Origin of the sequence: Salicibibacter cibarius (genome assembly GCF_016495725.1) — a bacterium.
Taxonomy (GTDB): domain Bacteria; phylum Bacillota; class Bacilli; order Bacillales; family Marinococcaceae; genus Salicibibacter; species Salicibibacter cibarius.
This window is the reverse complement of sequence record NZ_CP054705.1, coordinates 3,633,441-3,659,103: the sequence shown is the minus strand read 5'-3', so window position 1 is coordinate 3,659,103 and position 25,663 is coordinate 3,633,441. Positions and strand designations below refer to the sequence as shown.

The 25,663-nt window shown below is 44.0% G+C and carries 24 protein-coding genes and 1 other annotated feature; of the genes, 19 read left to right on the top strand and 5 right to left on the bottom strand.

Features of this window, described 5'->3' with window-relative positions:
- Positions 1 to 19: 19 nt before the first annotated feature.
- From HUG15_RS18425 to HUG15_RS18415, 3 genes are all read left to right on the top strand, one after another.
- Positions 20 to 478, top strand: coding sequence for a YtxH domain-containing protein (locus HUG15_RS18425; RefSeq protein WP_200124581.1), 459 nt, complete (start codon positions 20 to 22; stop codon positions 476 to 478).
- Positions 479 to 507: 29 nt separating this feature from the next.
- Positions 508 to 828 carry a bacillithiol system redox-active protein YtxJ gene (gene ytxJ / locus HUG15_RS18420; RefSeq protein WP_246516401.1) on the top strand — a complete coding sequence of 107 codons (321 nt, stop codon included), beginning with the start codon at positions 508 to 510 and terminating at the stop codon, positions 826 to 828.
- 192 nt (positions 829 to 1,020) lie between these two features.
- Positions 1,021 to 2,121: a bifunctional 3-deoxy-7-phosphoheptulonate synthase/chorismate mutase gene (locus HUG15_RS18415; protein WP_200124577.1), complete on the top strand. Its 1,101-nt coding sequence runs from the start codon at positions 1,021 to 1,023 to the stop codon at positions 2,119 to 2,121.
- Between the two features lie 439 nt (positions 2,122 to 2,560).
- On the opposite strand, the gene HUG15_RS18410 is transcribed toward HUG15_RS18415, so the two are convergent.
- Positions 2,561 to 2,833: a hypothetical protein gene (locus tag HUG15_RS18410; protein ID WP_200124570.1), complete on the bottom strand. Its 273-nt coding sequence runs from the start codon at positions 2,831 to 2,833 to the stop codon at positions 2,561 to 2,563.
- A 265-nt stretch (positions 2,834 to 3,098) separates the two neighbouring features.
- Between HUG15_RS18410 and ccpA the strand changes: the two genes are divergently transcribed.
- The 5 genes from ccpA to HUG15_RS23730 all read left to right on the top strand — a co-directional run bounded on the left by ccpA (position 3,099) and on the right by HUG15_RS23730 (position 7,125).
- Positions 3,099 to 4,118 carry a catabolite control protein A gene (ccpA, locus tag HUG15_RS18405; RefSeq protein WP_200124568.1) on the top strand — a complete coding sequence of 340 codons (1,020 nt, stop codon included), beginning with the start codon at positions 3,099 to 3,101 and terminating at the stop codon, positions 4,116 to 4,118.
- 40 nt (positions 4,119 to 4,158) lie between these two features.
- Entirely contained in the window at positions 4,159 to 4,977 is an 819-nt protein-coding gene (locus HUG15_RS18400; protein ID WP_343073128.1) for a MotA/TolQ/ExbB proton channel family protein, read from the top strand.
- Positions 4,967 to 5,701, top strand: coding sequence for a flagellar motor protein MotS (gene motS, locus HUG15_RS18395; protein ID WP_200124566.1), 735 nt, complete (start codon positions 4,967 to 4,969; stop codon positions 5,699 to 5,701). The genes HUG15_RS18400 and motS overlap by 11 nt, the downstream gene beginning before the upstream one ends.
- A 192-nt stretch (positions 5,702 to 5,893) precedes the next feature.
- The gene (locus HUG15_RS18390; RefSeq protein WP_246516400.1) at positions 5,894 to 6,733 is read left to right on the top strand and encodes an RNA-guided endonuclease InsQ/TnpB family protein; all 840 of its coding nucleotides are present in this window, start codon (positions 5,894 to 5,896) and stop codon (positions 6,731 to 6,733) included.
- 140 nt (positions 6,734 to 6,873) lie between these two features.
- Positions 6,874 to 7,125, top strand: a complete 252-nt coding sequence (locus tag HUG15_RS23730) for a zinc ribbon domain-containing protein (RefSeq protein WP_246516399.1) — start codon at positions 6,874 to 6,876, stop codon at positions 7,123 to 7,125.
- Positions 7,126 to 7,260: 135 nt separating this feature from the next.
- On the opposite strand, the gene HUG15_RS18385 is transcribed toward HUG15_RS23730, so the two are convergent.
- The 3 genes from HUG15_RS18385 to HUG15_RS18375 are packed head-to-tail and all read right to left on the bottom strand — an operon-like array spanning position 7,261 to position 9,752.
- Positions 7,261 to 8,448: an acetoin utilization protein AcuC gene (locus HUG15_RS18385; protein WP_200124565.1), complete on the bottom strand. Its 1,188-nt coding sequence runs from the start codon at positions 8,446 to 8,448 to the stop codon at positions 7,261 to 7,263.
- Positions 8,441 to 9,103: a CBS and ACT domain-containing protein gene (locus tag HUG15_RS18380; protein ID WP_200124564.1), complete on the bottom strand. Its 663-nt coding sequence runs from the start codon at positions 9,101 to 9,103 to the stop codon at positions 8,441 to 8,443. The genes HUG15_RS18385 and HUG15_RS18380 overlap by 8 nt, the downstream gene beginning before the upstream one ends.
- A gap of 16 nt (positions 9,104 to 9,119) precedes the next feature.
- A complete protein-coding gene (locus tag HUG15_RS18375) occupies positions 9,120 to 9,752 on the bottom strand; it encodes a GNAT family N-acetyltransferase (protein WP_200124563.1) in 633 nt (210 codons plus the stop codon).
- A 262-nt stretch (positions 9,753 to 10,014) separates the two neighbouring features.
- Here HUG15_RS18375 and acsA point away from each other — a divergent pair, with 262 nt between their 5' ends.
- The 8 genes from acsA to HUG15_RS18335 all read left to right on the top strand — a co-directional run bounded on the left by acsA (position 10,015) and on the right by HUG15_RS18335 (position 20,607).
- A complete protein-coding gene (gene acsA / locus HUG15_RS18370) occupies positions 10,015 to 11,736 on the top strand; it encodes an acetate--CoA ligase (protein ID WP_200124562.1) in 1,722 nt (573 codons plus the stop codon).
- Between the two features lie 771 nt (positions 11,737 to 12,507).
- The gene (locus HUG15_RS18365; RefSeq protein ID WP_200124560.1) at positions 12,508 to 13,461 is read left to right on the top strand and encodes an ROK family glucokinase; all 954 of its coding nucleotides are present in this window, start codon (positions 12,508 to 12,510) and stop codon (positions 13,459 to 13,461) included.
- Between the two features lie 107 nt (positions 13,462 to 13,568).
- Positions 13,569 to 14,552 (top strand): LacI family DNA-binding transcriptional regulator, encoded by a 984-nt coding sequence (locus tag HUG15_RS18360; protein ID WP_200124558.1) that lies wholly within the window; start codon positions 13,569 to 13,571, stop codon positions 14,550 to 14,552.
- 109 nt (positions 14,553 to 14,661) lie between these two features.
- A complete protein-coding gene (locus HUG15_RS18355; RefSeq protein WP_200124556.1) occupies positions 14,662 to 15,645 on the top strand; it encodes a substrate-binding domain-containing protein in 984 nt (327 codons plus the stop codon).
- 77 nt (positions 15,646 to 15,722) lie between these two features.
- The gene (locus HUG15_RS18350) at positions 15,723 to 17,219 is read left to right on the top strand and encodes a sugar ABC transporter ATP-binding protein (protein WP_246516398.1); all 1,497 of its coding nucleotides are present in this window, start codon (positions 15,723 to 15,725) and stop codon (positions 17,217 to 17,219) included.
- Position 17,220: 1 nt separating this feature from the next.
- A complete protein-coding gene (locus HUG15_RS18345) occupies positions 17,221 to 18,192 on the top strand; it encodes an ABC transporter permease (RefSeq protein ID WP_200124552.1) in 972 nt (323 codons plus the stop codon).
- A 17-nt stretch (positions 18,193 to 18,209) separates the two neighbouring features.
- Positions 18,210 to 19,346 (top strand): Gfo/Idh/MocA family protein, encoded by a 1,137-nt coding sequence (locus HUG15_RS18340; RefSeq protein WP_200124550.1) that lies wholly within the window; start codon positions 18,210 to 18,212, stop codon positions 19,344 to 19,346.
- Positions 19,347 to 19,638: 292 nt separating this feature from the next.
- Positions 19,639 to 20,607, top strand: a complete 969-nt coding sequence (locus HUG15_RS18335; RefSeq protein ID WP_200124548.1) for a sugar phosphate isomerase/epimerase family protein — start codon at positions 19,639 to 19,641, stop codon at positions 20,605 to 20,607.
- A 78-nt stretch (positions 20,608 to 20,685) separates the two neighbouring features.
- On the opposite strand, the gene HUG15_RS18330 is transcribed toward HUG15_RS18335, so the two are convergent.
- Entirely contained in the window at positions 20,686 to 21,033 is a 348-nt protein-coding gene (locus HUG15_RS18330; RefSeq protein ID WP_211202263.1) for a hypothetical protein, read from the bottom strand.
- Between the two features lie 1,329 nt (positions 21,034 to 22,362).
- Between HUG15_RS18330 and HUG15_RS18325 the strand changes: the two genes are divergently transcribed.
- From HUG15_RS18325 to HUG15_RS18315, 3 genes are all read left to right on the top strand, one after another.
- Entirely contained in the window at positions 22,363 to 23,724 is a 1,362-nt protein-coding gene (locus HUG15_RS18325; protein ID WP_246516684.1) for an IS4 family transposase, read from the top strand.
- 186 nt (positions 23,725 to 23,910) lie between these two features.
- Positions 23,911 to 24,113, top strand: a binding site (T-box leader).
- Between the two features lie 42 nt (positions 24,114 to 24,155).
- Positions 24,156 to 25,397 carry a tyrosine--tRNA ligase gene (gene tyrS / locus HUG15_RS18320; RefSeq protein ID WP_200124542.1) on the top strand — a complete coding sequence of 414 codons (1,242 nt, stop codon included), beginning with the start codon at positions 24,156 to 24,158 and terminating at the stop codon, positions 25,395 to 25,397.
- A 96-nt stretch (positions 25,398 to 25,493) separates the two neighbouring features.
- Positions 25,494 to 25,586, top strand: a complete 93-nt coding sequence (locus HUG15_RS18315; protein WP_200124540.1) for a putative holin-like toxin — start codon at positions 25,494 to 25,496, stop codon at positions 25,584 to 25,586.
- Positions 25,587 to 25,663: the final 77 nt, after the last annotated feature.

Sequence of the window (25,663 nt, the reverse complement as noted above, 5' to 3'; positions counted from 1 at the left end):
ACTTATAGGAGGAATTAAAATGGGAGACATGAATACGAAAGATTTATTGATAGGGACGTTTATCGGAGGAATTGTAGGAGCAACGACAGCATTGCTGCTCGCGCCGAAATCCGGGAAGGAACTACGGGGAGATATCAGCGAAGGAGCCGCAACCGCGAAAGATAAAACGTATGAAATCACGAATACAGCTTATGAAAAAGGCAGCGAGTTTGCAAGTTCCGCCTTTGACAAAACACAAAATGTGGCAAGAACTGTTTCCGACCAATCAAACCAAGTCGTAGGCCGTATCAGAGATGCAGCCGGACAAATCAAAAATGATATCAACGATGCACAAAAATCGGCGGAAGAGCTCGCGGATGACCTGTCCAATGAAGTGCAATCTGCCGGAGAGAACATTGGAGAATCGGTGAAAAAAGAGGCCGATGATTTGAAAAAAGAAACCGAAGACTTGAAAAAAGAAGACGGGGAACATTCGTAAACTCATGCATTTTAATGGGAGGGAAGAGTGTGAAAAAAATAAACGAACAAAAACAATTGTTTGATGCCATTGAAGAAAACAGAGAGATTTTGTTATTTAAAAATAGTACCACTTGCCCTATAAGTTCCAATGCTTTTGATGAATTTAAAGCATTTGCCACGGAACATCCCGAGGTGCCGGTGTATTATTTAAATGTTCAAGAAGCCCGCCCCTTATCGGAATATGTAGCTACGTATTGGAATGTTAAACATGAATCACCGCAAGCGTTGCTGCTCACTGCCAATGAAGCAAAATGGCACACATCCCACAGTAACATTACGGAGCAAACCCTTGAAAAAACGATATTGTAATGCCAGTAACCCTCGCGACGCTGAGGGTTTTTCAGAATCTAAACGATGAGTATACTTGGTTTGAAAGCAAAAAATACTTTAGTGCTTAAAAGCGTTTAAGAAATAAAGAAAAAGATCGTGACATCCTGCGGATAATAAGTTATAATGACTTTTAAAACCATACAGTGGGAAGTAAAGAGGAGTGGATGTTTCGTGAGTAACGAGGAGCTGGAGCAGCTGCGCGCTTCTTTGGATGATAAAAACATGGAAATATTAAAGCTTATTAACGAACGCGCAGAAATTGTACAAAAGATCGGCGGGGTAAAGAGCAAGTCGGGGACGAAGCGTTTTGACCCTGTTCGGGAACGTAAAATGCTCGATTTAATCGCGGAAGAAAATGAGGGACCGTTCAAAACAAGCACGTTGCAGCATCTTTTTAAACAAATATTCAAAGCAAGTTTGGAACTCATGGGCGAAGATGAGCAAAAAGCGTTGCTCGTCTCTCGTAAAAGGCACCCGGATAATACGGTCGTGTCGGTTAAAAACGAACAAATGGGCGATGGCATGCAACGCCTGATCGCGGGCCCGTGCTCGGTGGAAAGTGAAGAACAGGTTTTCACGGTAGCGGAGGCATTAAAAGAACGCGGCGTAAACTTGTTGCGCGGCGGTGCTTATAAGCCTCGGTCATCCCCGTATGATTTCCAAGGGTTGGGTGTCGAAGGCTTAAAGATTTTGAAAAAAGCCGGCGAGCGCTTTGACATGGCTGTGATCAGCGAAATCGTAACCCCCGGAGATGTAGAGACGGCGGTTGATTACCTTGATGTGATCCAAATTGGCGCGCGCAACATGCAAAATTTTGAGCTGCTGAAAGAAGTGGGCTCCACAAATAAACCCGTGCTTTTGAAGCGGGGATTGTCGGCAACCATTTCGGAATTCATGCAGGCGGCAGAGTATGTCATGTCAAGAGGGAATACGAATCTCATGCTTTGTGAACGGGGCATCCGCACCTATGAAACGGCCACGCGCAATACCCTTGATATTTCAGCCATCCCTATTTTAAAACAGGAAACACATTTGCCTGTGCTTGCGGATGTTACGCATTCAACAGGGAGAAGGGATTTATTATTGCCCGCGGCTAAAGCAGCGCTCGCCATTGGCGCGGATGCTGTGATGGCTGAGGTTCATCCGGACCCGGCCGTAGCCCTTTCGGATTCTGCCCAACAAATGGACATTGAACAATTCAACCACTTCATCGATTCGTTGCGTGATGCACAATTGCTCAAAGACGGGGTGGGAGAAACGGCAAAAATATAATACGAATTGGAAAACCGGCATCCAGTTTTAAACACGGGAAATGCCGGTTTTCTTTGGCAGGCAAGAAACAATGTGGCTACGCTGTCCGTAGCCACCATCTACGATGGAAATGGACGTCTGCCCAAAAATGGGGGTGATCTTCGCCCTCTGGCCCCCAAAATGAAAAAATGTTTAAATGGGGGCTGCTGATGGTTACAGCGACCCCCAAAAATGAAATGCGACACTATTTGAAGTACGCGGCGGCTTGCTTCAAAAATTATTCAATCTGAGGAATAAACGAGAAAAATCGTCGAATACCTCAAAATGGTTCTCAAATGTTATCTTCAGATAGAGCCAGGTCTCCTATTGCCTTTGAACCAAAGCGGTTTTCATACAAAAGTATAAATCACCTTTCTTACCTGCATAAGTGCAACGAAGGCGAAAAGCCAAGTTTTCTCATTCAAGCATTCGAATTGTAACGGTATTTTCGAGTAGTGATGGCCACGACCATCCCGATCAACATTGTTATGACATACAGAGAGAAGTAAACCCAAGTCTGCCCATCGGATAAGTTCAAGTCATTAATCATCACAATCAAAAAGAAAAACAAGACGGTAACAGCTATTCCGATGATCCATTGAACTTTCTTTCGGCCGAAAATATTGCTGATGATAAACCCTAAAATGAGGGTAATAATAGGATTGAAAAATGTTAGCAAAGTGAATTGGTCCATCGGTGATCACCTCGATTCTCTCCCCCATTTATATATGGAAACAAAAGAAATGTCAATTTCTACAACGTATTGCAGGTTTGTGAGGCGGGACGAACGGAAATAATAAAAACGATAGGTTCGTATCGATGTTTACCAAGAAATATTAAACATTGTATCTAAACTGTCGATATGAATGACAGGGAAGAATTGCGGACCTCCTTTAGTTATCGTATGATGATTATATCCATTGAAAACAATGAAAGGATATACAAGGAGGATTATTCCAATGAGTGCTACGATATATGACGTTGCTGATGAAGCAAAGGTTTCAATGGCTACAGTTTCCAGAGTTGTTAATGGAAATCCCAATGTGAAACCCGCGACGAGAAAAAAGGTTTTGAACGCGATTGAGAAGTTGGATTACCGGCCGAATGCGGTTGCCCGTGGGTTGGCCAGCAAAAAAACGACGACCGTCGGCGTGATTATTCCCGATATTTCAAGTATATTCTTCTCTGAACTTGCGCGCGGCATCGAAGATATCGCGACGATGTACAAGTATAATATCATTTTATGTAACTCCGATAAAAATAAAAATAAGGAAATTCATTTGCTCAACACATTAATGGAGAAACAGGTGGACGGAATTTTGTTCATGGGCGGGGAAATTACAGAAGAACATGTCGAGCATATGAGAAGTTCTTCGATCCCGATTGTGTTGGCAGCGACGTACCATGAAGATGCGGAGTTTCCATCGGTGAATATTGATTACGCGCAAGCTGCATTCGACGCGGTAGATTATTTGGCAAAAAAAGGGCACGCACGTATTGGCATGGTTACGGGGACGTTGGAGGATCCTGTCAACGGTTATCAAAAATTTAAAGGCTACAAGCAAGCGCTCGCTGAAAATAATGTCCCGTTTGACGAATCATTAATTTCGGTATGCGACTATACGTATGATTCGGCGATAGAATCCGTACAGGACTTTGTAACGCTTGAGAACAAGCCTACAGCGATTTTTTCGGCAACGGATGAAATGGCGCTAGGCGTGATTCACGGATTGCAAGACCGTGGCCTGCGGATTCCGGATGATGTTGAAGTGGTCGGATTTGATAACACAAGACTGGCAACAATGGTTCGCCCTACACTCACGACGGTTGTGCAACCGATGTATGATATCGGCGCTGTTTCCATGCGGTTATTAACGAAATTCATGGACAATGAAATGATTGAAGAACAAAATGTTGTTCTTCCTCATCAAATTGAATATCGGAATACGACAACCCATCAAGAGATTGTCAAAGAATAACGCGGGTGCCCTTATATAAAATCGAATACAGGAGGCGCTGGTGTTGAAAAAATTAGATCTGTTCACACCGATAGGTTTAATATTGGGGCTAGTCGTTGTTGGATTGGCGATATATTTTAATGCAGGCATAGACGCCGTTTCGTTATTTATGCAGCTTGCTTCTGTATTTATTGTGTTTGGCGGTGTTTCTGCTGCATTGTTAGTGAACTTTTCTGCCCGGGATTTAAAGAAGTTTCCAATGATCTTAAAAGAAGCATTTCGACACCGGGAATACGATTTGCAGGAGTTGAACGAAACCTTCGTGATGCTGGCGAAAAAAGCCAGGAAAGAAGGCTTATTAGCGTTGGAGTCGCAACTGGATGGCGATGTGGAAGACCCTTTTATTAGAAAAGGCGTTCGCTTGGCTGTAGACGGAATCGAGCCGGAAATGATTCAGGATATATTGATGGCAGAGGTCGTTTCAATGGAAGAGCGCCATAGACGTGGGCGGCGCATCTTTGAACGGGCGGGTGAATTCGCGCCGGCTTGGGGAATGGTCGGTACGATCGTGGCCCTTGTCATTATGCTCAATGATTTGGAAGACCCTACCACCCTCGGGCCGGCTATGGCTCTTGCGATGCTAACCACGCTCTATGGTGCGGTTTTAACAAATTTATTTTTCAACCCAATAGCGAGCAAACTGGAGAATAAAACAGAAACCGAAGTCTTCGTCAACCAAATTATGATCGAAGGGATCATAGGTATACAATCCGGTCAGAACCCGCACATTTTAGAGGAGAAGTTGCGGGCATTCATACGGGAAGAAAGAAAGCCGGAGTACGACGTACGAGAATCTGGAGTACTTGCTCATGAAGTTTAGAAGGCCTGAAAAGAAACAGGCGAATCAAAAGCAGTGGCTCACGACTTTCTCGGACATGGTACTCATCATGCTGGTATTTTTTATTATGTTGTTTTCCATTTCTGTCGTGGACGCGCAACGGTTTCAAGATCTGGTGGATGCCTTTCAGGGGCAGGATATTTTTGACGAGGCTTCATCCATCGTAGCCGAAGAACCGGAAGCAACCGGTTCGGATGATGATCAAATGCATGGCGATGGTCAAGGGGAGACGGAAGAAGATGAACTGGAATCCCTCTTGGAAGAGGCGCGTAGCTACATAGAAGATAATGAACTTGAAGATGTGATTACAGCTACCCGCGAAGAGCGGGGGGTGAAGCTTGTCTTGCAAGATCGGCTGTTGTTTGATACCGGAGAAGCGTATATTTTGGAAGAAGCTGAACCCTTTCTGGATGAAACGATCACGCTTTTGGAGGAACTGCCGTATTCTGTAGAGGTGGAGGGTCATACGGATAATAGACCGATTGAGACCTATCGATACCCTTCAAATTGGGAATTATCCAGCGCGCGGGCAACCAGCGTGATTCGCTATTTTATTGAAGAGGGTGATCTTGATAGCTCCCGCTTTGTGGCCACAGGCTTCGGGGATACACAACCTGTTGAAGCGAACGATTCATCCGGAAATATGCAAGAAAACCGTCGGGTCGTTATTTTTGTTACGGACCCTGATTTTGAAGAGGAAAATTGAAATAAAGGCAGCCCAACGCGATGGGACTGCCTTTATTTCAACCGTTTTGCCGATTCATCCCCCCCTTCAAAATCTTTGATTTAATGGGGGATGAATCGGCTTTTTTTATTAGGAAAATAGGAAAAAAGGCTTGATAAAAAACATATGTTTGGTTCAATAGAAGTAAATCAAATGTTCGGGAGGTGACAACAAATGTTGGTACGCATGAATTATAAATACGAAATGTTTCCAACCGAAAAACAGAGGCAAACGATGGATCGTTGGCTGTCTATTTGTCGTCAACAGTACAATTCCGCTCGTTTGGATAAACAGCGTTTTTACCAAAAGAATAAGACCGGATTATCCCGACATGAATTGCAAAAACAGCAAACAAAGGATAAACAATCATGCGTCCTTCTTAAAACAATGCCTTCGCAACCTTTGCAGGAGGTATTCTTTCGCCTGGAAGAAACATATAAGAACTTTTTCGAAGGGCGCGCCCGTTATCCAAAAATCAAGAAGCATAAGGATTATACGTCAATGACATTTACACAATTTGGGGTTGAAAAACGAAAGGTAAAAAACAAGAAAACCGATGACGTCAACGTACGGGATGTGCGTTATGCCGCTTCGTTAGACGAGAACAATCATCTGCTCATTTCAAAACTCGGAGTCCTGTATGTCAATTTTCATCGTCCATTAGAAGGAAAAGTGAAACAAGTCACGATCAAACGCCAAGGTCATCGTTGGTTTGCGATCTTCAGGCGTCGAAAGACACGTAAACGAAACGGTGCGTTGATGTTGGGATTCAAACATTTGCTGTGCTATCCGGATGGAACCAACGTCGAAAATCCGAGATTCCTTTTGAAAGCAGAAAAGAAATTAAAATGGGCACAAAAGAAATTTTCCCGCATGAAACAAGGCCCAAATAACTGGAAGAAACAGCTTCAAAACGTGCAGCAACTGCACATAAAAGTTGCGAACCAACGGCGTGATTTTCTCCAAGTTATCACCTTTCGAAAATGTATAAAGTCGTTTTTGTGGAAGACTTAAAGATTCGAAATATGGTGAAAAACCGCCATTTGGCAAAATCGATTCATGACGCTGGTTGGGGGGCTTTTTGTCAAAAGCTTGAATATTAGAAAACTTGGCTTTTCGCCAAGCTTTTATGGCGAAAAGGCTTAGTTGCACTTATGCAGGTAATAAAGTTGGTTTGCACTTTATTACCTGCCAAGTGTAAAAACAATGGTAGGTCACTCGTCAAAATTAAACCTCATTATACGAGTCAAGATTGCTCCAGTTGTGGGAAGCGTGTGAAAAAGGCCCTGTCCGTTCGCACGCATGTATGCAAGTTATGCAGGACCATTTTAGACCGCGACCATAATGCGGCCATCAATATTGAAAAAGTTGGACTGGATCTTCTGGGTTTGTGTCCAACTGTATAAAGAAAATATTTCGACTGTAGGGCAAGGTCCTGTCCGAGCAGTATAAAACAAAGCCCTGGGAGATGATGTAAGACTCGGTTCACATAGAACAAAGCCATCGTCTATGAAAAGGGAAGCACCACCAAAATCTGTGATTTAGGTGGTGCGGTTCACCGTTTCTTTCATTTCTCGCCGGATATAATAGAGTGATTTTTCGAGGGTTTGTGCATTCTTTTGGTTGATTTCAGGGCGTCGCGGGATTTTCGGAATCTCGTGCTCCGGTTCTTCCCAGTATTGTGGAAGGGGATCGGTCGCCTTATCAATCCAGTGGTTTCGCCATTTTTCCGGGAGTTTTCCTTGAGCAAGCGATGCCTGGCCGCTCATCTCCAGCCAAACTTTGGACCAGGCAAGGGGAACGACACGCCACATATCATAACCACCGCCGCCAACGGCGATCCATTTGCCGTTGCAATATTGATGCGCCATGTCATGGGCGATTTTCGGCACTTGTTTAAACGTGCGAAGTGTTGTCGTCAAATGTGTAAGCGGATCAAGGAAATGGGCGTCTGCCCCATTCTGGGTCACAATAACATCCGGTCGGAAAAAGGCGCAAGCTTCCTTTACAGCGGTTTCATAACAATTTAAGAACGATTCATCTTCCGTGAACGCGTCAAGTGGAAGGTTTAACGAATAGCCGTAGCCTTGTCCGGCACCTTTTTCAGTGATTGCCCCGGTGCCCGGGAACAAATACCGGCCCGTCTCATGAATGGAAAGGGTCATGACGTTCGGATCGTCGTAGAATGCCCATTGGACGCCATCGCCATGATGGGCATCGGTGTCGATATAAAGGACACGGACATCATAGTGTTTCCGAATATAACGGATGGCAATGGCACTGTCATTGTAGATGCAAAACCCGGATGCTTTTCCGCGGAATCCATGGTGAAGGCCACCTCCGATATTTAAGGCGTGTTCGTATCGTTCTTCCATCACTTCGTCCACTGCCTGAATGGTGCCGCCGACGAGCAATGCGGAGGCATCGTGCATATTTTTGAAGATAGGCGTGTCCTCTGTGCCGAGGCCATAATTAGCGGCCGTCCCCGCAGGTAATTCTTCAATCGAACTCCTTTTTACAGCTTCGATATAGTTCTTTTCATGGAACAGCCCAATTTCTTCGTCCGTTGCTTTTCTTGGTGGAATAATATCGTTGGAAGTTAAGGCTCCCAACGATTGTAAAAGGTCAACCGTCAGCCTCAATCGCAACGGATTAAAAGGGTGGGTATCGTTAAATTTGTAGTCCAGTTGCTCTTCGTTGAATATAAATGCTGCGTTTTTGTTAGTCATAAGCGTTTGGACTCCCCATATTCGGGATGGAAGGACCGGTGATTTCGTATCCTTCGTCTTTGAGCGATGTAATGACGGATCGAATATCCATCGCCTGAACACGGAATGCTAGAATTTTATCATTGGTTTGTTTATCGGGATAGATAAGCATACCCGTCACATTAATGCCGTGATGTTTGAAGATTGCAGCCACATCGGCAAGTTGCCCGCTTGCATCAGTTACCTTTACTTCAATTTGTGAACTTGGTTGGTCAGCACCCATGAGCTGGACGAGCGTATCGAGCAAGTCTCTTCCGGTAATCATACCGACAAGTTTATCATCTTTTACAGTTACCGGGGCCCCGGTAACTTGGTGTTCACTGAGCATGGAGGCTACATCTGCCACATATTCAAGAGGGTGAACAGTGAAAACGTCGGTTTTCATGATTTCTTTTACCGGTTTTTGCAAAATGGCATCCAAGCGCTTATTGCTGAAAATGGAAAACCTGGCATCGCGAACATCCCGATCGGAAATAATCCCGATAAGGGTATCATCATCGTCGACGATCGGGATGTGGCGTAGGCGTTCCTTTTCCATGAGTTCAACAGCGCTTTCAATTTTGTCATCCATCGTTAATTTATGCACGTTCGTTCTCATAATTTCTTCGGCGTTCATCGGCTTACACCTCTTTTCAAAACAAGAATCGGTCTGTAAAGCGAATTTGATCGAAGGTTTGTACATCTTCCATCGAAACGCGGTTTCCGATCCGTACCAATAAACAATTGGCTGGATGAGAACTGATTTCCGGATCATCGGTGGCCATCCACTCTAAACCGCCTTTGTTCATCATCTTTTCCATAAATTTTCTGTATCCCCAGACGGTCGTATTGCTATTTTTTAAATCCCAGTGCCAATAATATTCAGTCGTAATAATGATATAGTCTTCCATGGCATCGTCGTACATCGATAGTTCAAGCAAGCGGCTGCCAATTTTAAATCCCCGGTATTCATGTGCGACTTCAATGGCTCCCAGTTCAAGCAAGTTATCCAACGGACTTTCTGACCAACGTTCAAGGGGATCGGGGTACACAAACGTTACATACCCAACGATCACACCGTCATCGACGGCGACGTTAATCCGTCCTTCGGGGAGCTCGGCAATGCCCATCAATGCTTTCTTTTGTTCTTTCGGCTGGCGAAACGCGATAAGCCCCGGATGGTAGTCATAACGGTCGATTTGTTCACTGGATATCGGACCTTCAAAGCGTAGATTTTTTCCATTGGTTTGTACGTCTTCACGATAATATGTTTTGATGTGTTCCATCAAATATTAGAACCACCTTTAACGAATACATTATACTTATTATACATGATAAATGCGTCAAGAGGGAAAAGATTTGTGAAGATTATATTTTTGTTTGTGACAAATTCTTTACGTTGATTCGTATTCGTTCAGATAGTATACTATAAATGGAAACTTCCCTATGGAGTTTATTTAAATCCCTTCGGTAGGAAAAACGCAATGCTATTCCCATGCGACCACCGAGATAAGTAGCTTTCATTATCGAAAGAAAGGAAGATGTGCCATGGAATTGCAATCGCTTCCACCTAAAGGTGGAGATCACAATCTACAAAATTACGAAGAAGCAGTGAAACAGTTTGATTGGGCAGAAGTCGAGAAAGCATTCTCCTTTTATGAAACAGGGAAAGTGAATATGGCGTATGAAGCTATTGATCGCCACGCAGAGAAAGAGAATAAAAAAGATCAAGTCGCTTTATATTATAGCGATGATCAGCGCGATGAGTCTTATACATTTGCCGACATGAAAAAAATGACCGATAAGGCAGCGAATGTATTTAAAGACGCCGGGATTGAAAAAGGGGACCGTGTGTTTATTTTCATGCCGCGCTCGCCTGAATTATATTTTGCCGCACTTGGAGCCATTAAGGTGGGCGCGATCATCGGCCCATTGTTTGAAGCTTTTATGGAAGGTGCGGTAAAGGACCGTCTGCAAAACAGTGAAGCAAAAGCGATTATAACGACGAATGATCTGGTCGGGCGTGTGCCCGTTTCGGATCTTCCTGCACTGGAAAAGGTATTTATCTACGGAGATACTGTAAGAGAAGAAGGAAAAACACTTGATTTTAAAACACGACTGGAAAAAGCATCGGAAAATCATGACATTACGTGGGTGGATCGTGAAGACGGCCTTATTTTGCACTACACTTCCGGTTCAACGGGGATGCCGAAAGGCGTGTTGCACGTTCATGCAGCCATGCTCCAGCATTATCAAACGGGCAAATGGGTCCTTGACTTGAAAGAAGACGATGTGTATTGGTGTACAGCTGATCCGGGATGGGTAACCGGAACGTCTTATGGTATTTTTGCACCTTGGTTGAACGGTGCTACCAATGTTGTCCGGGGCGGACGGTTTAGTCCCGAAGCCTGGTACGGGACGTTGGAAAAATACAATGTCACGGTTTGGTACAGTGCGCCAACCGCGCTTCGAATGTTGGCAAGCGCAGGCGACGACGTCGTGAAAAATTATGATTTATCGAGCTTAAGGCATATTTTAAGTGTCGGTGAACCGCTAAATCCTGAAGTTGTGCGTTGGGGACATGAAGTCTATGGCCTGCGTATTCATGATTCTTGGTGGATGACGGAAACCGGCGCGATCATGATTACAAACTTCCCGGCATTGACAGTGAAGCCGGGGTCGATGGGGAAACCGATCCCGGGCGTAGAAGCAGCGATTCTTGATGACCAGGGAAATGAATTGCCGCCGAATCGAATGGGGAACCTTGCCATGAAAACGGGTTGGCCGTCGATGATGCGCACCATTTGGAATAACGAGGAAAAATATAACGGCTACTTTGAGTTCCCGGGTTGGTACGTTTCCGGCGATTCAGCTTATAAAGATGAAGATGGCTATTACTGGTTCCAGGGGCGTGTAGATGATGTAATCGTCACCTCCGGCGAGCGCGTCGGTCCATTTGAGATAGAAAGCAAACTTGTAGAACATCCGGCTGTGGGTGAGGCAGGTGTGATCGGCAAGCCCGATCCCGTGCGCGGGGAAATTATTAAAGCGTTCGTTGCCCTGCGGGAAGGATATGAAGAGAGTGATGAATTGAAAGAGGATATTCGGGTATTTGTGAAAAACGGACTGGCAGCCCACGCGGCGCCCCGGGAAATGGATATCCGAGACACATTGCCGAAAACTCGAAGCGGGAAAATCATGCGCCGTGTACTCAAAGCATGGGAGCTTGATCTGCCAACCGGTGATTTGTCGACGATGGATGATGACTAAGGGATATGTTTTGAGACCGATAAGGATCGCCCGCGGGCGATCCTTATCGGTTTTTGCACTTTAACGAATGTTTATAGTCTGTAGACCTCGGTTCTGAGGACTCAAATGACTCGCAAGTAGCGTTTATAGTCTGCAGACCCCAGTTCTGAGGATTCAAATGTCACACAAGCAGCGTTTATAGTCCGCAGACCCCAGTTTTGAGGACTCAAATGACTCGCAAGTAGCGCTTAGAGTCCGCGAACCCTATTTTTGAGGACTCATATGAATCCCGTGCAACACAAGGAGTTCTCAAAGCCCGATCTTGAGAACCAATCTGAGCATTAGCATTCATTTTTCATGCCGGAGGGCTTTTTATGCGTTGGAGCCGATGTTTCCGCATCGATCATTATAAGCACTGCCAAGCCCCATGAACCCGTTGGTTTTTTCGGAGGTTCTTTTCGCGTTTCAATCATCCCCTGCATGCCAAGGGCTCTGAAACAGCGCGATTAGTTTGTGTTGGAAAGAAGGATGCATAAGCATCTGTTAAGGCTATACATACGTTCATATAGTGGTCATTGCCTACCTTAAATTTATTATTTTGTATTTTAAGAATGTTTAACTTTGTTAAAGTATAAGTAAACCTGAGGGTTCCACTATAAGGACCTGGTGGAAGCCAAGTTTTTCTAATGGTTGTTACGGTCGGCGGTTTTTGCATTCAGTGGAAAATTGCTATAATATGTGGCTAACTGCTGTTACCTTGATGGAAGAAGAGGGAAATGGGGAGCGTTTAATATGTCAAAATACGTTGTAGGGATCGATGTCGGTGGGACGTCAACTAAATTCGGTTTGTTTATGACTGATGGCGAAAAGATAGATAAATGGAAAATAGCGACTGACAGTGAAGATAACGGCAAGCATTTAACCGGTCACATTATCAAAAGCATCAAAGAGCGCTTTGTAGAGCATTCAATTTCTGAAGGTCGTTTGACTGGCATAGGCATCGGTGTTCCCGGTTTCGTCGATGAAGCAACCGGTGTCGTTGACATCGCTGTTAACATCGGTTGGGAAAATTATCCTCTAAAAGCGATTCTCGCTGACGCATTTCATGTGCCTGTTTTTATCAATAACGATGCGAACTTGGCAGCGGCAGGTGAACATTGGCAAGGAGCCGGCAAAAAGGAAGCTTCATCCTTCTTCGTTACCTTGGGAACCGGAGTTGGCGGTGGGATCATTGTTAACGGCGATCTCGTTACCGGACTCAATGGAACCGCCGGGGAGATCGGCCATACAGTCACGGTTCCTCATGGGCGTTTATGCACATGTGGACGGGAAGGCTGCCTGGAAGAATATGTGGCGGCTAAAGGATTGCGGCGAAGTTTGCGAGACTATCTTCGCAACTTCAAAGACTCAAGGTCATTACATAAAGATAGCGAGGTGATCGACATCTATGAGGCTGCAAAAGCCGGCGACGCTCTTGCGGCTTATATCGTCAATGAAGCGGCCTATTATTTGGCTTATGCCCTTGCAAACGCGGTCACGCTGATCAATCCGGAGAAAATTATCATTGGCGGAGGGATGTCGGCTGCCGGAGAAACACTGCTGCACCCATTAGTTGATCATTATAAACGCTTCGTTTTAAAAGAGGCCGATGAATCTTTATCATTTGAATTTGCCCGTCTTGGAAATGATGCAGGCATTTACGGCGCAACGTGGCTTGTGTTGAAACGGCTTGGCTATTTTGAATGAAACAGTGTTTGAATTATGATTTTTTTGCATTGACAGAAAACTGTCCACCATTTATTATGAATGTAAACGATTACAAATGAATGCCGATAGAGGAGCAATAGAATAAAATGGTAAATATTCAACGGGTGGCAAAAGAGGCGGGTGTATCTGTAGCAACAGTCTCACGCGTGCTACATGATCAAAATACGGTTACGGCGAAAACAAGATTGAAGGTAGAAGAAACGATTCAAAAATTGAATTATCAACCGAGTATGCTCGGCAGAAACCTAAGAAAATCCGAAAGTCGTTTGCTTTTAGTCCTTATTCCCGAGATTTCCAATCCATTCTATTTCGATATCATTAAAGGGATCGAAAGCTTCGCCATCAGTCACAATTATAATATTTTGTTATGCGAAACCGACTCAAGTCCGGAAAGGGAAAATATTTATTTCGATTTGGTGAAGGCAAAAATGGCCGATGGCATCATTTCCATGGATCCGGCTGTAAACGTTGAAGCCCTTCTGGACTTAGCCGAAAACCATGCCATTATACAATGCAGTGAGTACATGATTGAAAAAGAGATTCCTTATGTGACGATTGATAACGAAGCAGCCGCTTATCGGGCTGTCAAGCATTTAATCAAGATTGGGAATAAAAAAATTGCATTCATAAATTCGAACCAGAAATATCTGTATGCACGCCAACGGAATAAAGGGTATCAAAAAGCCTTAGAAGAGCATGGGATCCCTGTCAGAGAGGAGTATATTTTCCACACAGAACACCTGGGCTTTGAGTATGGACAGCAAGCGGCGAAGAAAATTTTGAACTTAAATGATCGTCCAACGGCGTTGTTTGCCGTATCCGATTTATTGGCCATCGGCGCGTTAAAAGAAATCAGCGCCTGCGGCTTACATGTACCGGATGATATGGCTGTTGTAGGCTTTGACAAAATCGAATTTTCCAATATGACGAACCCTGCGCTTACCACCATTTCTCAGCCAATGTATAAAATGGGGACAATTGCCGTTGAAATGCTGATCAAAAAGCTCAAAGGCGAAAAAGTAGAAAGTGTTATTTTGGATCATGAGTTAGTGATACGCGAGTCAACATAAGGTTGGCGTTCTGTTATTAAATAAAAAGGTTGATAACAGACCGCTGCCCTTATTTGTAAACGATTACAAATCCGGAGGGTATGTTTAAAAAAATAAAGGGGTGACGTTGATGAAGAAAACATGGATCTGGGGTATGGCCTTAGGCACAGCCGTCATTTTGTCCGCATGTGGAGATGATGAAGAAGCAACCGGCGAAGGTGAAAATGGTGAAGATGCTGAGGATTCGGATCTTACAATCGGAATATCTTTACCTTCTGCCACTCACGGTTGGATGGGATCATTAATTGATCAAGCGGAAACAGAAGCAAATGAAATTTCAGAAAATGAAGATATTGATTATGTGATGACCAATGCTGAGGATCCCAACGAGCAAGCGAACGACGTCGATGATTTAATTTCCCAGGATGTAGATGCATTGGTCCTTCTCCCTATCGAATCAGCCGCGTTAACGCCGGCAGGACAGAATGTGGCTGACGCGGGTATTCCGTTAGTCGTCGTGGACCGGGAGTTGGAAAATGATGCTGCAGATATTGTAGTTACAGGGGACAATGAAGGCATCGGTTATAATGCCGGTCAATATCTCATTGACGAATTGGATGGGGAAGGGGATGTCGTAGAAATTACAGGGCCGCCCAACTCGGTAACGGAACAACGTGGCGCCGGTTTTGAAGAAGCGATTGCAGGCGAAGACGGTATTGAAGTCGTTGCTTCCCAAGATGGAGATTTCTCAACGGAAACCTCTTTGGATGTCATGCAAAATATTTTACAGGCTCAAGATAATATCGATGCTGTCTATACCCAAGACGATGGAATGGCATTTGGTGTATTGCAAGCCATTGAAGAGGCAGGAAGAGAGGATATTCAATACATTACAGGTGCAGGGGGAGAAACAGAGATGTTTGACCACATTCAGGACGAGGATAGCTTGATTACGGCCACTTTCTTGTATCCGCCTTCCATGAGTGTAGAAGGGGTTCGATTAGGTGCGGATTTGGCGCAAGGGGAAGAGCCTGAAGAGACAGAAGTGGTACTGGAAGCTACCGAAATAACGGATGAAAACGCTGATGAATATTATGAGGATGCTTCATTCTAGAAAGGTCATAGGGAATACAATAGAGCGAAAAAGATGTTGTGTTCCCTTTTTGATTTTAATGGAAAGGGTGGATGACGATGTCTTCCTTTTTGTCCATGGAACATATTAATAAGTCCTTCAATCATGTGCCGGTGCTAAAAAATGTTACTTTCAACGTGGAAAACGGTGAAATTCATGCTTTGCTTGGGGAGAATGGCGCTGGAAAATCCACGTTAATGAACATATTGGGCGGTGTTCATCAACCGGATGACGGGGCCATCATATTAAACGGACAGACGGTAGAAATGGCCAATCCGAGAACCTCCCAATCTTACGGGATCAGCTTTATCCATCAGGAACTCAATGTCATCTCCGACCTGCGCGTATATGAAAATCTGTTTTTGGGCGCTGAACTTAAGAATCGGTTTGGGTTTGTAAAAGTGGAAGAGATGTGCGACAAAACAAGCGACATTCTAGCTGAGTTAGGGGTTGATATTCATCCGAAGACTTACGTCCGTCATTTGGACACGTCATACAAACAGATGATCGAAATTGCAAGAGCACTCCTACATAAATCCAGGCTGATTATTATGGACGAACCGACGACGGCTTTAGCGGAACACGAGGTCGACCGCCTATTTACATTAATGCAAAACCTTAAACAGACAGGCGTCTCTATCATTTATATCTCCCATAAATTAAGAGAGATCGAGCAAGTATGTGATACCTATACTGTATTACGCGATGGCAAAGTCGTAGGAAGCAGCCCCATGAAAGATGGACAACTGGACGAAATAACGAAGCTGATGGTGGGAAGATCTGTCTCTGAGGAGCGCTTAACAGAGCCGTATCCATTTGGACAGGTGGCATTGGAAGTCAAAAATTTAACGCGTGAAGGCTTTTTTTGGGATATAAATTTTACCGTACGCAAAGGGCAAATTGTTGGATTTACCGGTTTAGCCGGTGATGGACGCACCGAGCTTTTTGAAAGCTTGTTTGGTTACCGAAAAAAATACAGCGGGCAGATCAAAATATTTGATCGGGGTGTAACCATCAATCATCCGAAACAAGCATTAAAAGCTGGGATAGGACTTGTTCCTAAAGACCGAAAAGAGAATGCGATCATTAAGGATCTTAACGTCATCCAAAATATGAGCCTTTCATCGATGGCCCATTTCGAAAAAGCAGGATTTATTAAAGGAAGAGCTGAAAGAGAAAGATTTAACTTTTACCAACAAAAGTTAAATATAAAAGTGTCCAACCCGAAAGCGACGATCGACAAGTTAAGCGGCGGGAATCAACAAAAGGTAGTTATCGCCAAATGGCTTGAAGTGAACGCAGATATTATTATCTTTAATAATCCGACGCAAGGGATTGATGTCGGGGCCAGACGTGAAATCTATCAACATATTGTTTCATTGGCTGCCCAGGGAAAGGCTGTGATTATTTTATCGTCGGAAGCACCGGAGATCCGAAAAGTTTGTCACACTATTCATGTCATGTATCAAGGGGAGGTAACGGCACAATTTGATGGTGAAGAAGCGACAGATGACGAAATCATGAGTTATGCCACAGGCTCAAAAAGGAGGCGATAACATGACAGAGCCGGAATTCGAATCAGCTAAGAAATCGGCAAAATGGAATAGCCACCTCTCGTGGATATGGACAGAATACAGCGTGATTATCGCATTCTTCATTCTTTTTGTGGCTTCATCCTTCTTGAGTCCAAGATTTTTGGAATTTAGCAATCTGATGAATATCTTAATGCAAGTCTCCATTATCGGTGTCATTGCGTTAGGAATGACGATGATTATGTTGTCCGGCGGGATAGATTTATCCGTGGGATCGGTTTTGGCCTTAGTCGGTGTATTTTCGGTTATCGCTTTAAATGCTTCAGGAAGTATTTTCATCGCGATTTTAACTGCTTTGGCCGTTGGGGCATTTACAGGATTTCTTAACGGATTTATGGTTGCAAAATTAAAGATTGCTGCCTTTATTGCCACATTGGGGATGATGGCTGCTGCCCGCTCGATTGCCTTGTATACGTCAGACGGTGGCAGTATCTCCGGGGAAATAGACGGATTCAGCGCCATTTCCAACAGCAGTATCGGTGCGATTCAATCGCCGATTTTTATTTTCGGGCTGATGGCGGTACTTGTTTTTATCTTATTGCAGCAAACGCGTTTTGGGCGCTATGTGTATGCGATTGGCAGCAATGAAAAAGGGGCGCTTTTGTCAGGGATCCGGGTGGATCGTATAAAAATTGCCGTGTACACATTGGCGGGGATGCTCGTAAGTGTCGCCGCGATCATCGAAACATCTCGACTGAACTCTATTTCTTCCTCTAGTTCCGGGCAGCTCTATGAATTGGATGCGATCGCTGCCGTCATCATCGGTGGCACACGGATGACCGGGGGACGAGGGAAAGTCGTCGGAACGCTTTTCGGTGTGCTGATCTTGGGCATTTTGAATAACATGATGAATTTAATGAATGTTTCTCCATATTTGCAAGGCTTTGTAACCGGATTAGTCATTATTATTGCTGTTGTATTTCAAAGGCGAGAATAGCTAAACGAGGTGATTTTTTGCGTTATATCAAAGTTGGATTAATTGGGTACAAATTTATGGGGAAAGCGCATACGCAAGCGTATAAAAACACCAATTTTTATTTCGAGCCACAAGATCCTTTTCAATTAAAAGTGATTTGTGGCAGAAACGAAAAAAGCGTTAAGTCGGCGGCTCATACGTACGGTTGGGAATCTTATGAAACGGACTGGCGATCCGTTGTCGAACGTAACGACATTGACCTTATTGATATCGGAACGCCTAGTAACACCCATAAGGATATCGCGATTGCAGCCGCGAAAGCTGGTAAACATGTGTTAACCGAAAAACCTATGGCACTAAGTGTACGTGATGCAAAAGAAATGTTGAAGGCGGTTACAGATGCCGGGGTGCAACATATGGTTAGTTTTAATTATCGTCGCATACCTGCCATTGCCTTAGCTAAACGTTTGATCACCGAGGGGCGGCTCGGGGACGTTTATCATATACGCGCTCATTATTTACAAGATTGGCTTGCGAATCCCCAATCTCCGTTTGCCTGGAGATTAGATAAAACGATAGCCGGTTCCGGGGCGCACGGGGATTTAAATGCCCATATTGTCGATCTAACGCGTTATCTTATTGGTGAATTTGATGAAGTGGTAGGGATGTCTGAAACATTTGTAAAAGAACGTCCTGCCGAAAATGGTGAAGGTAAAAGAAATGTAACCGTCGATGATACAACCCTTTTTCTGGCTCGATTTGACAATGGAGCTGTCGGCAATTTTGAGGCAACTCGTTATGCTACTGGCCGTAAGAATCATGAATATATTGAAATTAATGGTTCTATGGGGTCGATTGTCTTCAATTTTGAAAGAATGAACGAGTTGCAATTTTTTTCAAAAGAAGATGAACATTACTTGCAAGGATATCGAAATATTCTAGTGACCGAACCGGAAGTTCATGAATATATGAATGCTTGGTGGCCTCCCGGTCATTTAATCGGATATGAGCATGCATTTACACATCAAGCCAGTGACCTTGCACGAGCAATCACACAACAACAACCTGTTTATCCAAATTTTGAAGATGGTTTACGTTGTCAGCAAGTTTTAGAAGCTGTAGACAATTCCATTCTATCAAGAACATGGGAAAAGGTAGAGAAAAGCAATGATTAAAAACGAGAGGAATGTACGCGAGAACGTTGAATACCTTTACGGGGTAAAAGCAAAGCCGTTCCCGTCCCTCAAGGGAAGAAAAACTGCTCCTAGAGAGGTACGGCAAACTGACCCCGTCCCTTAAATAAGATGGGTCCGCTCTGAATGGTCCGATGTAGTCTCTTGATAGGATTAAATCCAACTAGATTTTTTGATCCATGTTTGCATAGATATCTGGTTTTTATGCAGTCAAACGCCCAAAGGGAAGAATTTATGAAATATTGCGTTAGGAATTGAAATGGAGGAATGGAATATGAACTTAGGCGTGTTTACGGTTTTATTTGCTGATCGCCCCCTTGACCAAGCACTTGATCATATTTTAGAGCATGGGATTCATCATGTAGAAATCGGTTGTGGGGGTTATCCCGGTAATGGCCACTGTAACCCTAAAAATTTATTGGAAAACCCTGATCAAACGAAAAAAATGAAAGAGATGTTGCAAGAGCGATCTATGCAAATTGATGCGTTAAGTGCCCATGGAAATCCTTTGCATCCTAACAAAGATATTAGTCAATCCCACCACAATGACCTTCTAAATACCATCAAGGTGGCTAATGAGCTGGAAGTGGACACGGTCGTAACGTTTGCCGGTTGTCCTGGTGATTCGGACCACGCGCATTACCCAAACTGGGTCACATCCACGTGGCCACCTGAATATCGTGACCTTCTGGATTGGCAATGGACAGAAAAAGTCATCCCCTATTGGCAACAGATGGCTGAACAAGCTCAAAAATATGGGGTGAAAATTGCTATTGAGCCTCATCCGGGATTTGTGGTGTACAACACTGAAAATATGACCCGTCTTAGAGAAGCCGTTGGTACAACAATTGGGCTAAATTTTGATCCGAGTCACCTTTTTTGGCAACAATCTGATCCTATCGCTATGATTAAGGAATTTGGAAAAAAGCAAGCGATTTATCATGTACATGCGAAAGATACGTATTTAGATTACCAGAACATCAGTGTAAATGGCGTTCTAGACACAAAACCTTTTAGTGACATGCTTGATCGATCTTGGTATTTTCGGGCGATTGGATATGGACATGGGGAGGAAAAATGGAAAGAGATGATAAGTGCATTGCAAGCGGTGAATTATGACGGCGTTATTAGCATTGAACACGAAGACGCACTTATGACGCCTGATGAAGGCTTTCAAAAGGCGGTAGGTTTTCTGCAAAGCATCTTGATTCGTGAAAAAAACACAGCCATCTGGTGGGACTGATCCGTTGATCAAAAAAAGATCATGAGGACTATTTTATCCTGGCTAAATAATTGATAGTAAAACTAGCTGGCGAACTTCTTATTCGCCAGCTTTTTGGTTATTGATAAAGCCTTCTAACAAATGGGCAGGAATGTTATTGAAAACTAAGAACTCAGCGTTTGCATAAGGTTTTTCGTCTAAATAATCACTTAAAAGTAATTTGCTGTGCCAATATTGTTCCATCAATGCTTGTTTAGAGGGTAAATCGTTTGTAAACATACCGTATTTGTATTCGCTACCCATACTTTCCTCTTCCACATAACCAAATAAATCCGTTGAAATGTCCTTATTGAAGGCATAAACGTCATTTGTTGAAAGTGGAAAACGTAAATAATTGCTAAATGTCATCGGTGATAGAAACACTTGATACGCCAATTCAAAGTCCATCCAGCTATCCTGATCCTCCGATTTTATTTGGTTTAATAAATCAGGATATAAAGATCCACCGCCTCCCCCCCCCAATGCCTTGAATAAGTTTGTATAGTTAAGCCATTTTTCAATGCTTCACGAATACGATTTTTGTTATCAAAAGGACCGTACACATGATATAGATACATCAAAACGTCACCTTTCCAAATTTCAGAGGCTTCTTATTCAATAATGATCTTTCTTTAACGTTCAATGACCAATTTTTTCGAGTATATTTTTATTGTAATTGAAATGTGCACAAAATAAAAAGGAATTAATAAAAGAGTATTGTAATAAAGCGGATATTTAAATTTTCTGATTTTAGGGTGATTGAGTAAATAAATTCTATTTCAAAATAATCGGATAAATAAGTCGTATATATTCGTAGCGCATATAAATTCTTATTGACAACTAAAAATCACCATTGAAAATCAGCGCTAAAATAAGTTGTGATAAGGCTAGAGTATCGCTATGGACTTTATGAACGAAAGGTGCCTTTCCCTCCATGTTGTGGTTTGTGATGAGCGTTGGGAGGTCGTCGATGACAAAGATGAGGTGGTGACCAAAACCAAGCACAATGTCTGGCTATCCAGCGAACCCATCAACCAAAAAAATGTTTACGCCCGTTGCAATCTGGTCGCTCGCAAACGCTGGTTACAGGAAAACAATATTCTAAAAGAAAAGCATCAAGGTTACGGCTATGAGCATTGCTTCTCTCACAACTGGCAAGCGATACGGGGCTATCACTATCTCATGCACATCGGACTCATGATCAATGAATGCATGCTTTTTCGCTTCCCTTGGTGGCACATGTGCAAGGCGATGGGAGTCGCGCGTTTACCAAGTTTCTCTGGATCGCGATGGCTCATCGGCGTTTGGGAGTCGCGAAGATCTGAGAAATCTTGTCTTCTGCTTACCAGGTCAGGTGGGCACAGGAAGAGGATTGGGTTCAAAAACGAACAGCATGAGAAGACATCGAGAACGGTAATCTCAATCGATGAAGCTGTGCTATACGTATGTTCCCCTACGGTAGCCCAGCTATTTTCGCATGTTTAAAAAGCGTTGCCACGGAGGGATGCCATACGAAAAACCTAGCTAGACCGATGAATAGTGTTTCCTACAACGAAAAAGATGGCAAGATCTTTTTTTAAAACCTCAACTTTCGGAGCTGAAAATCACAGGTAAACCCTTATAAAATTAGGATTTGTAGCAGATTTTTTATCCGAAAAAAGCAAAAAACACCCTGTTCTTTGGTAAAATAAAGGTACAACCACCAAAACCAAAGAAAGGATGTTTTCTGTGGCTTCCATGGTACCAGATTCCTATCAAAATGACCAACAACAATCTCGGGTGATGCGCTTTTTCAAACAGGCCAAAGTTGGTACGTTTTTGCATCAATCCAATATTCATAAAGAAAAAGGGTTAACTGCGCTCGTGCTTGTACAATTTATCTTTTCCCTCGTTCTGCAAGGGAAAAATCTTTACCGGACGCTTGAATCTGACCGTCTCCCTGATGCACCGGAAAAGGATGCGGTATACGACTTGATGAAACGTGCAACGTACAACTGGCGGAAATGTCTCGTTTTGGTGAGCGCGCATCTCATAAAGACCTACCTCCAACCGTTGACGGATCGCGATGGTGTGTTCGTCGATGACTCGAGCTATAACCGTAATCGCAGTAAAGCCGTCGAACTTCTCGCGCGTGTCAAAGACAACAGCACAGGCGCCTATTTTAAAGGTTTTCGCATGCTTACACTTGGTTGGTCGGATGGCGCGACGTTTCTACCCTTGGCTTTTTCATTGCTCAGTTCGAGAAAGGAAGAAAACCGTTTTCAGGAGGTAAATCCGACCATCGATAAACGGACGGTGGGGTATCGCCGCCGACAAGAAGCACTGCAGAAAGGGACACAAACGTTGTTCAGCTTGCTGGATGACATCAACCCTGCGAAGTTTGGCGCTAAAACGCTCCTTTTCGATAGCTGGTTTGCGTATCCTTCGATCATCAAACGCGTGGTTACTCAGTATCCCCTGGATGTTGTTTGCATGGTCAAACGCTCCCCCAAGATTCACTACACCTATGAAGGGGAATCCTATACGTTGAACCAGCTTTACCAAAACGTGCGCAAGAAACGAGGCCGGGCAAAAATCCTTGCTTCCATTCTTGTTGGCCTAGGTTCGGATGAAAATGGGCAAGAGATTCAAGCTCGCATCATTTTTGTTCGTGATCGTAACCGTTCGAAACAGTGGTTAGCCATTCTCACGACGAACCTGGATCATACCGAAGAAGATGCCGTCCGCATTTATGGCAAGCGTTGGACCATTGAATGTTTTTTCAAAGTGACCAAATCTCACTTGAGATTGGCCAAGGAATTCCAATGCCGCAGTTATGATGCGCTAACGGCGCATACATCGATCGTTTTCCTCCGGTATATGATACTCGCTGTGAGCTCGCGAGAGGAAGAAGATCCTCGCACGATTGGTCAGTTGTTTTTCATGTGTTGTGATGAAGTAGAGGATCTTCGATTTTCTGAAGCCCTCTTGATGATTCTTGATGTTCTAGGCTCGATGCTGGCGGAAGAACACTTGCTCACCGACGAGCAAATTCAGCCGTTTTTGGATCGCTTGTTTGATAACTTGCCGGATTTTTTGCGAAAACCGTTACTTTCATGAGGTTAAATTAGCCTTAAATCCCTTTATATCAGGTGTTTACGTGTATTAGTCATGTCCGAAAGTTGAGTTAAAACGATATTTCGGCATCGCAAATCATCTGGACTTTTTTATGCGTCAGTCGTGTTTGCCCATGCATCCATTTGACATTTTGTTTCTTTTTGTGCTATAAAAAAAGCATTCATAAGAAAACAAACGGTGAAGGCAACGAAGTAGTTGTTTGCGCGTTGGATCAGAGAATCGGCGGTTGCTGCGAGCCGATGCAAACGCAAACGGCGAATTACATTGCCGGAGTTTTCTCGGATAGAAGAACGTAATCTCTGCGTTAAAGAGCCGAGGTGGAAGACAACGGTCTTCAACAAGGGTGGTATCGCGACAAGTTCGTCCCTTTATTTGGGGCGGGCTTTTTTTATTTTCAAGAGGAGGAATGAAAGATGTCGGAAGAGTTAAAAGCAACACCGGAACAGGAACGGGAGATCGATCAGCAAGTGAAAGCCCTGCAAAGAGGGATCGTGGAAATTATTCCCGAGGAAGCGTTCCGGGAAAAAATCAAAAAATCCGTGATCACCGGTAAACCGTTGAAAATCAAATTGGGTATGGACCCGTCAGCCCCTGATGTCCACGTAGGGCACACAGTCGTCCTGCATAAGTTGCGGCAATTCCAGGAATTTGGCCATGAAATCCAAATGCTCATCGGAGATTTCACTGGAAAAATTGGGGACCCGAGCGGAAGAAGCGAGACGCGAAAAGTTTTAACTTCCGAGCAAGTGAAAGAGAACGCGCAAACGTATGTAGAACAATATGGGAAAGTATTGGATATGGACAAGGCGACGCTTTACTACAACTCGGAATGGTTAAGTCAATTAATGTTTGAAGATGTGCTTAAATTAGCCGGCAATCTGACGGTCGCGCGCATGCTCGAACGTGAAGACTTTCACAACCGTTACACGTCCAATCAGCCGATCTCCGTGCATGAATTTTTCTACCCATTGATGCAAGGTTATGATTCCATCGCGATGGATACCGATATCGAAGTAGGGGGCACGGACCAAACGTTTAATTTACTTATGGGGCGGCAACTTCAAGAAGCTTACGGCCACGAAAAACAGGTTGCGTTAACATTGCCCCTTATTGAAGGCTTGGATGGCGAACGAAAAATGTCAAAGTCACTGAACAATTATATCGGCGTTGATGAAGATCCGAATGAAATTTTCGGAAAAGCGATGTCGATTCCGGATGACCTCATGATAAAATACTACAAGCTCGCCACTGATGTTCCGCTTGCGAATATCGACCAACTGGAAAAAGACCTTGCTGATGGCACTGTTCATCCGCGGGACGCCAAGCAATGGTTGGCGGCTAAGTTCGTGGCGATGTATCATGGGAAAAAAGAAGCCGAAGATGCGCAGCAATATTTTCAAACCGTCTTCCAGAAACGGGCACTTCCCGACGATATGCCGGCAGTGGAGTGGAGAGGGGAAGCAACGATACCAATTATTGACCTTCTCGTTGAACTGGGCATGCAACCCTCGAAGGGTGAAGCCCGCAAAATGATCCAAAATGGCGGCGTGAAAATAAACGAAGAAAAGGTGCATGACATTAAAAAGGAAGTCACTGTTGAAGACGGCATGATCGTGCAAGTCGGGAAGCGGAAGTTTACGAAGCTTAGTGTTTGAAGGGCAAAAGTCACCATATCTATGTAGAATAAGAGTAGCTGAATACTCATGTGCGGGCAATTTTGGCACATCCCTGAAATGAAAGGGGGTGTTGCCATGTCGGTATTTGAAGCACTACAATTAGCCATTGCTTTCGGTATGTTTACGTTAGCCTTGCTAACTTTAGTGTGGCTAATGCTGGCAAATTAGAAAACTTGGCTTTTCGCCAAGCTTTTATGGCGAAAGCCTTAGTTGCACTTATGCAGATCAGAAAGTTGATTTTCACT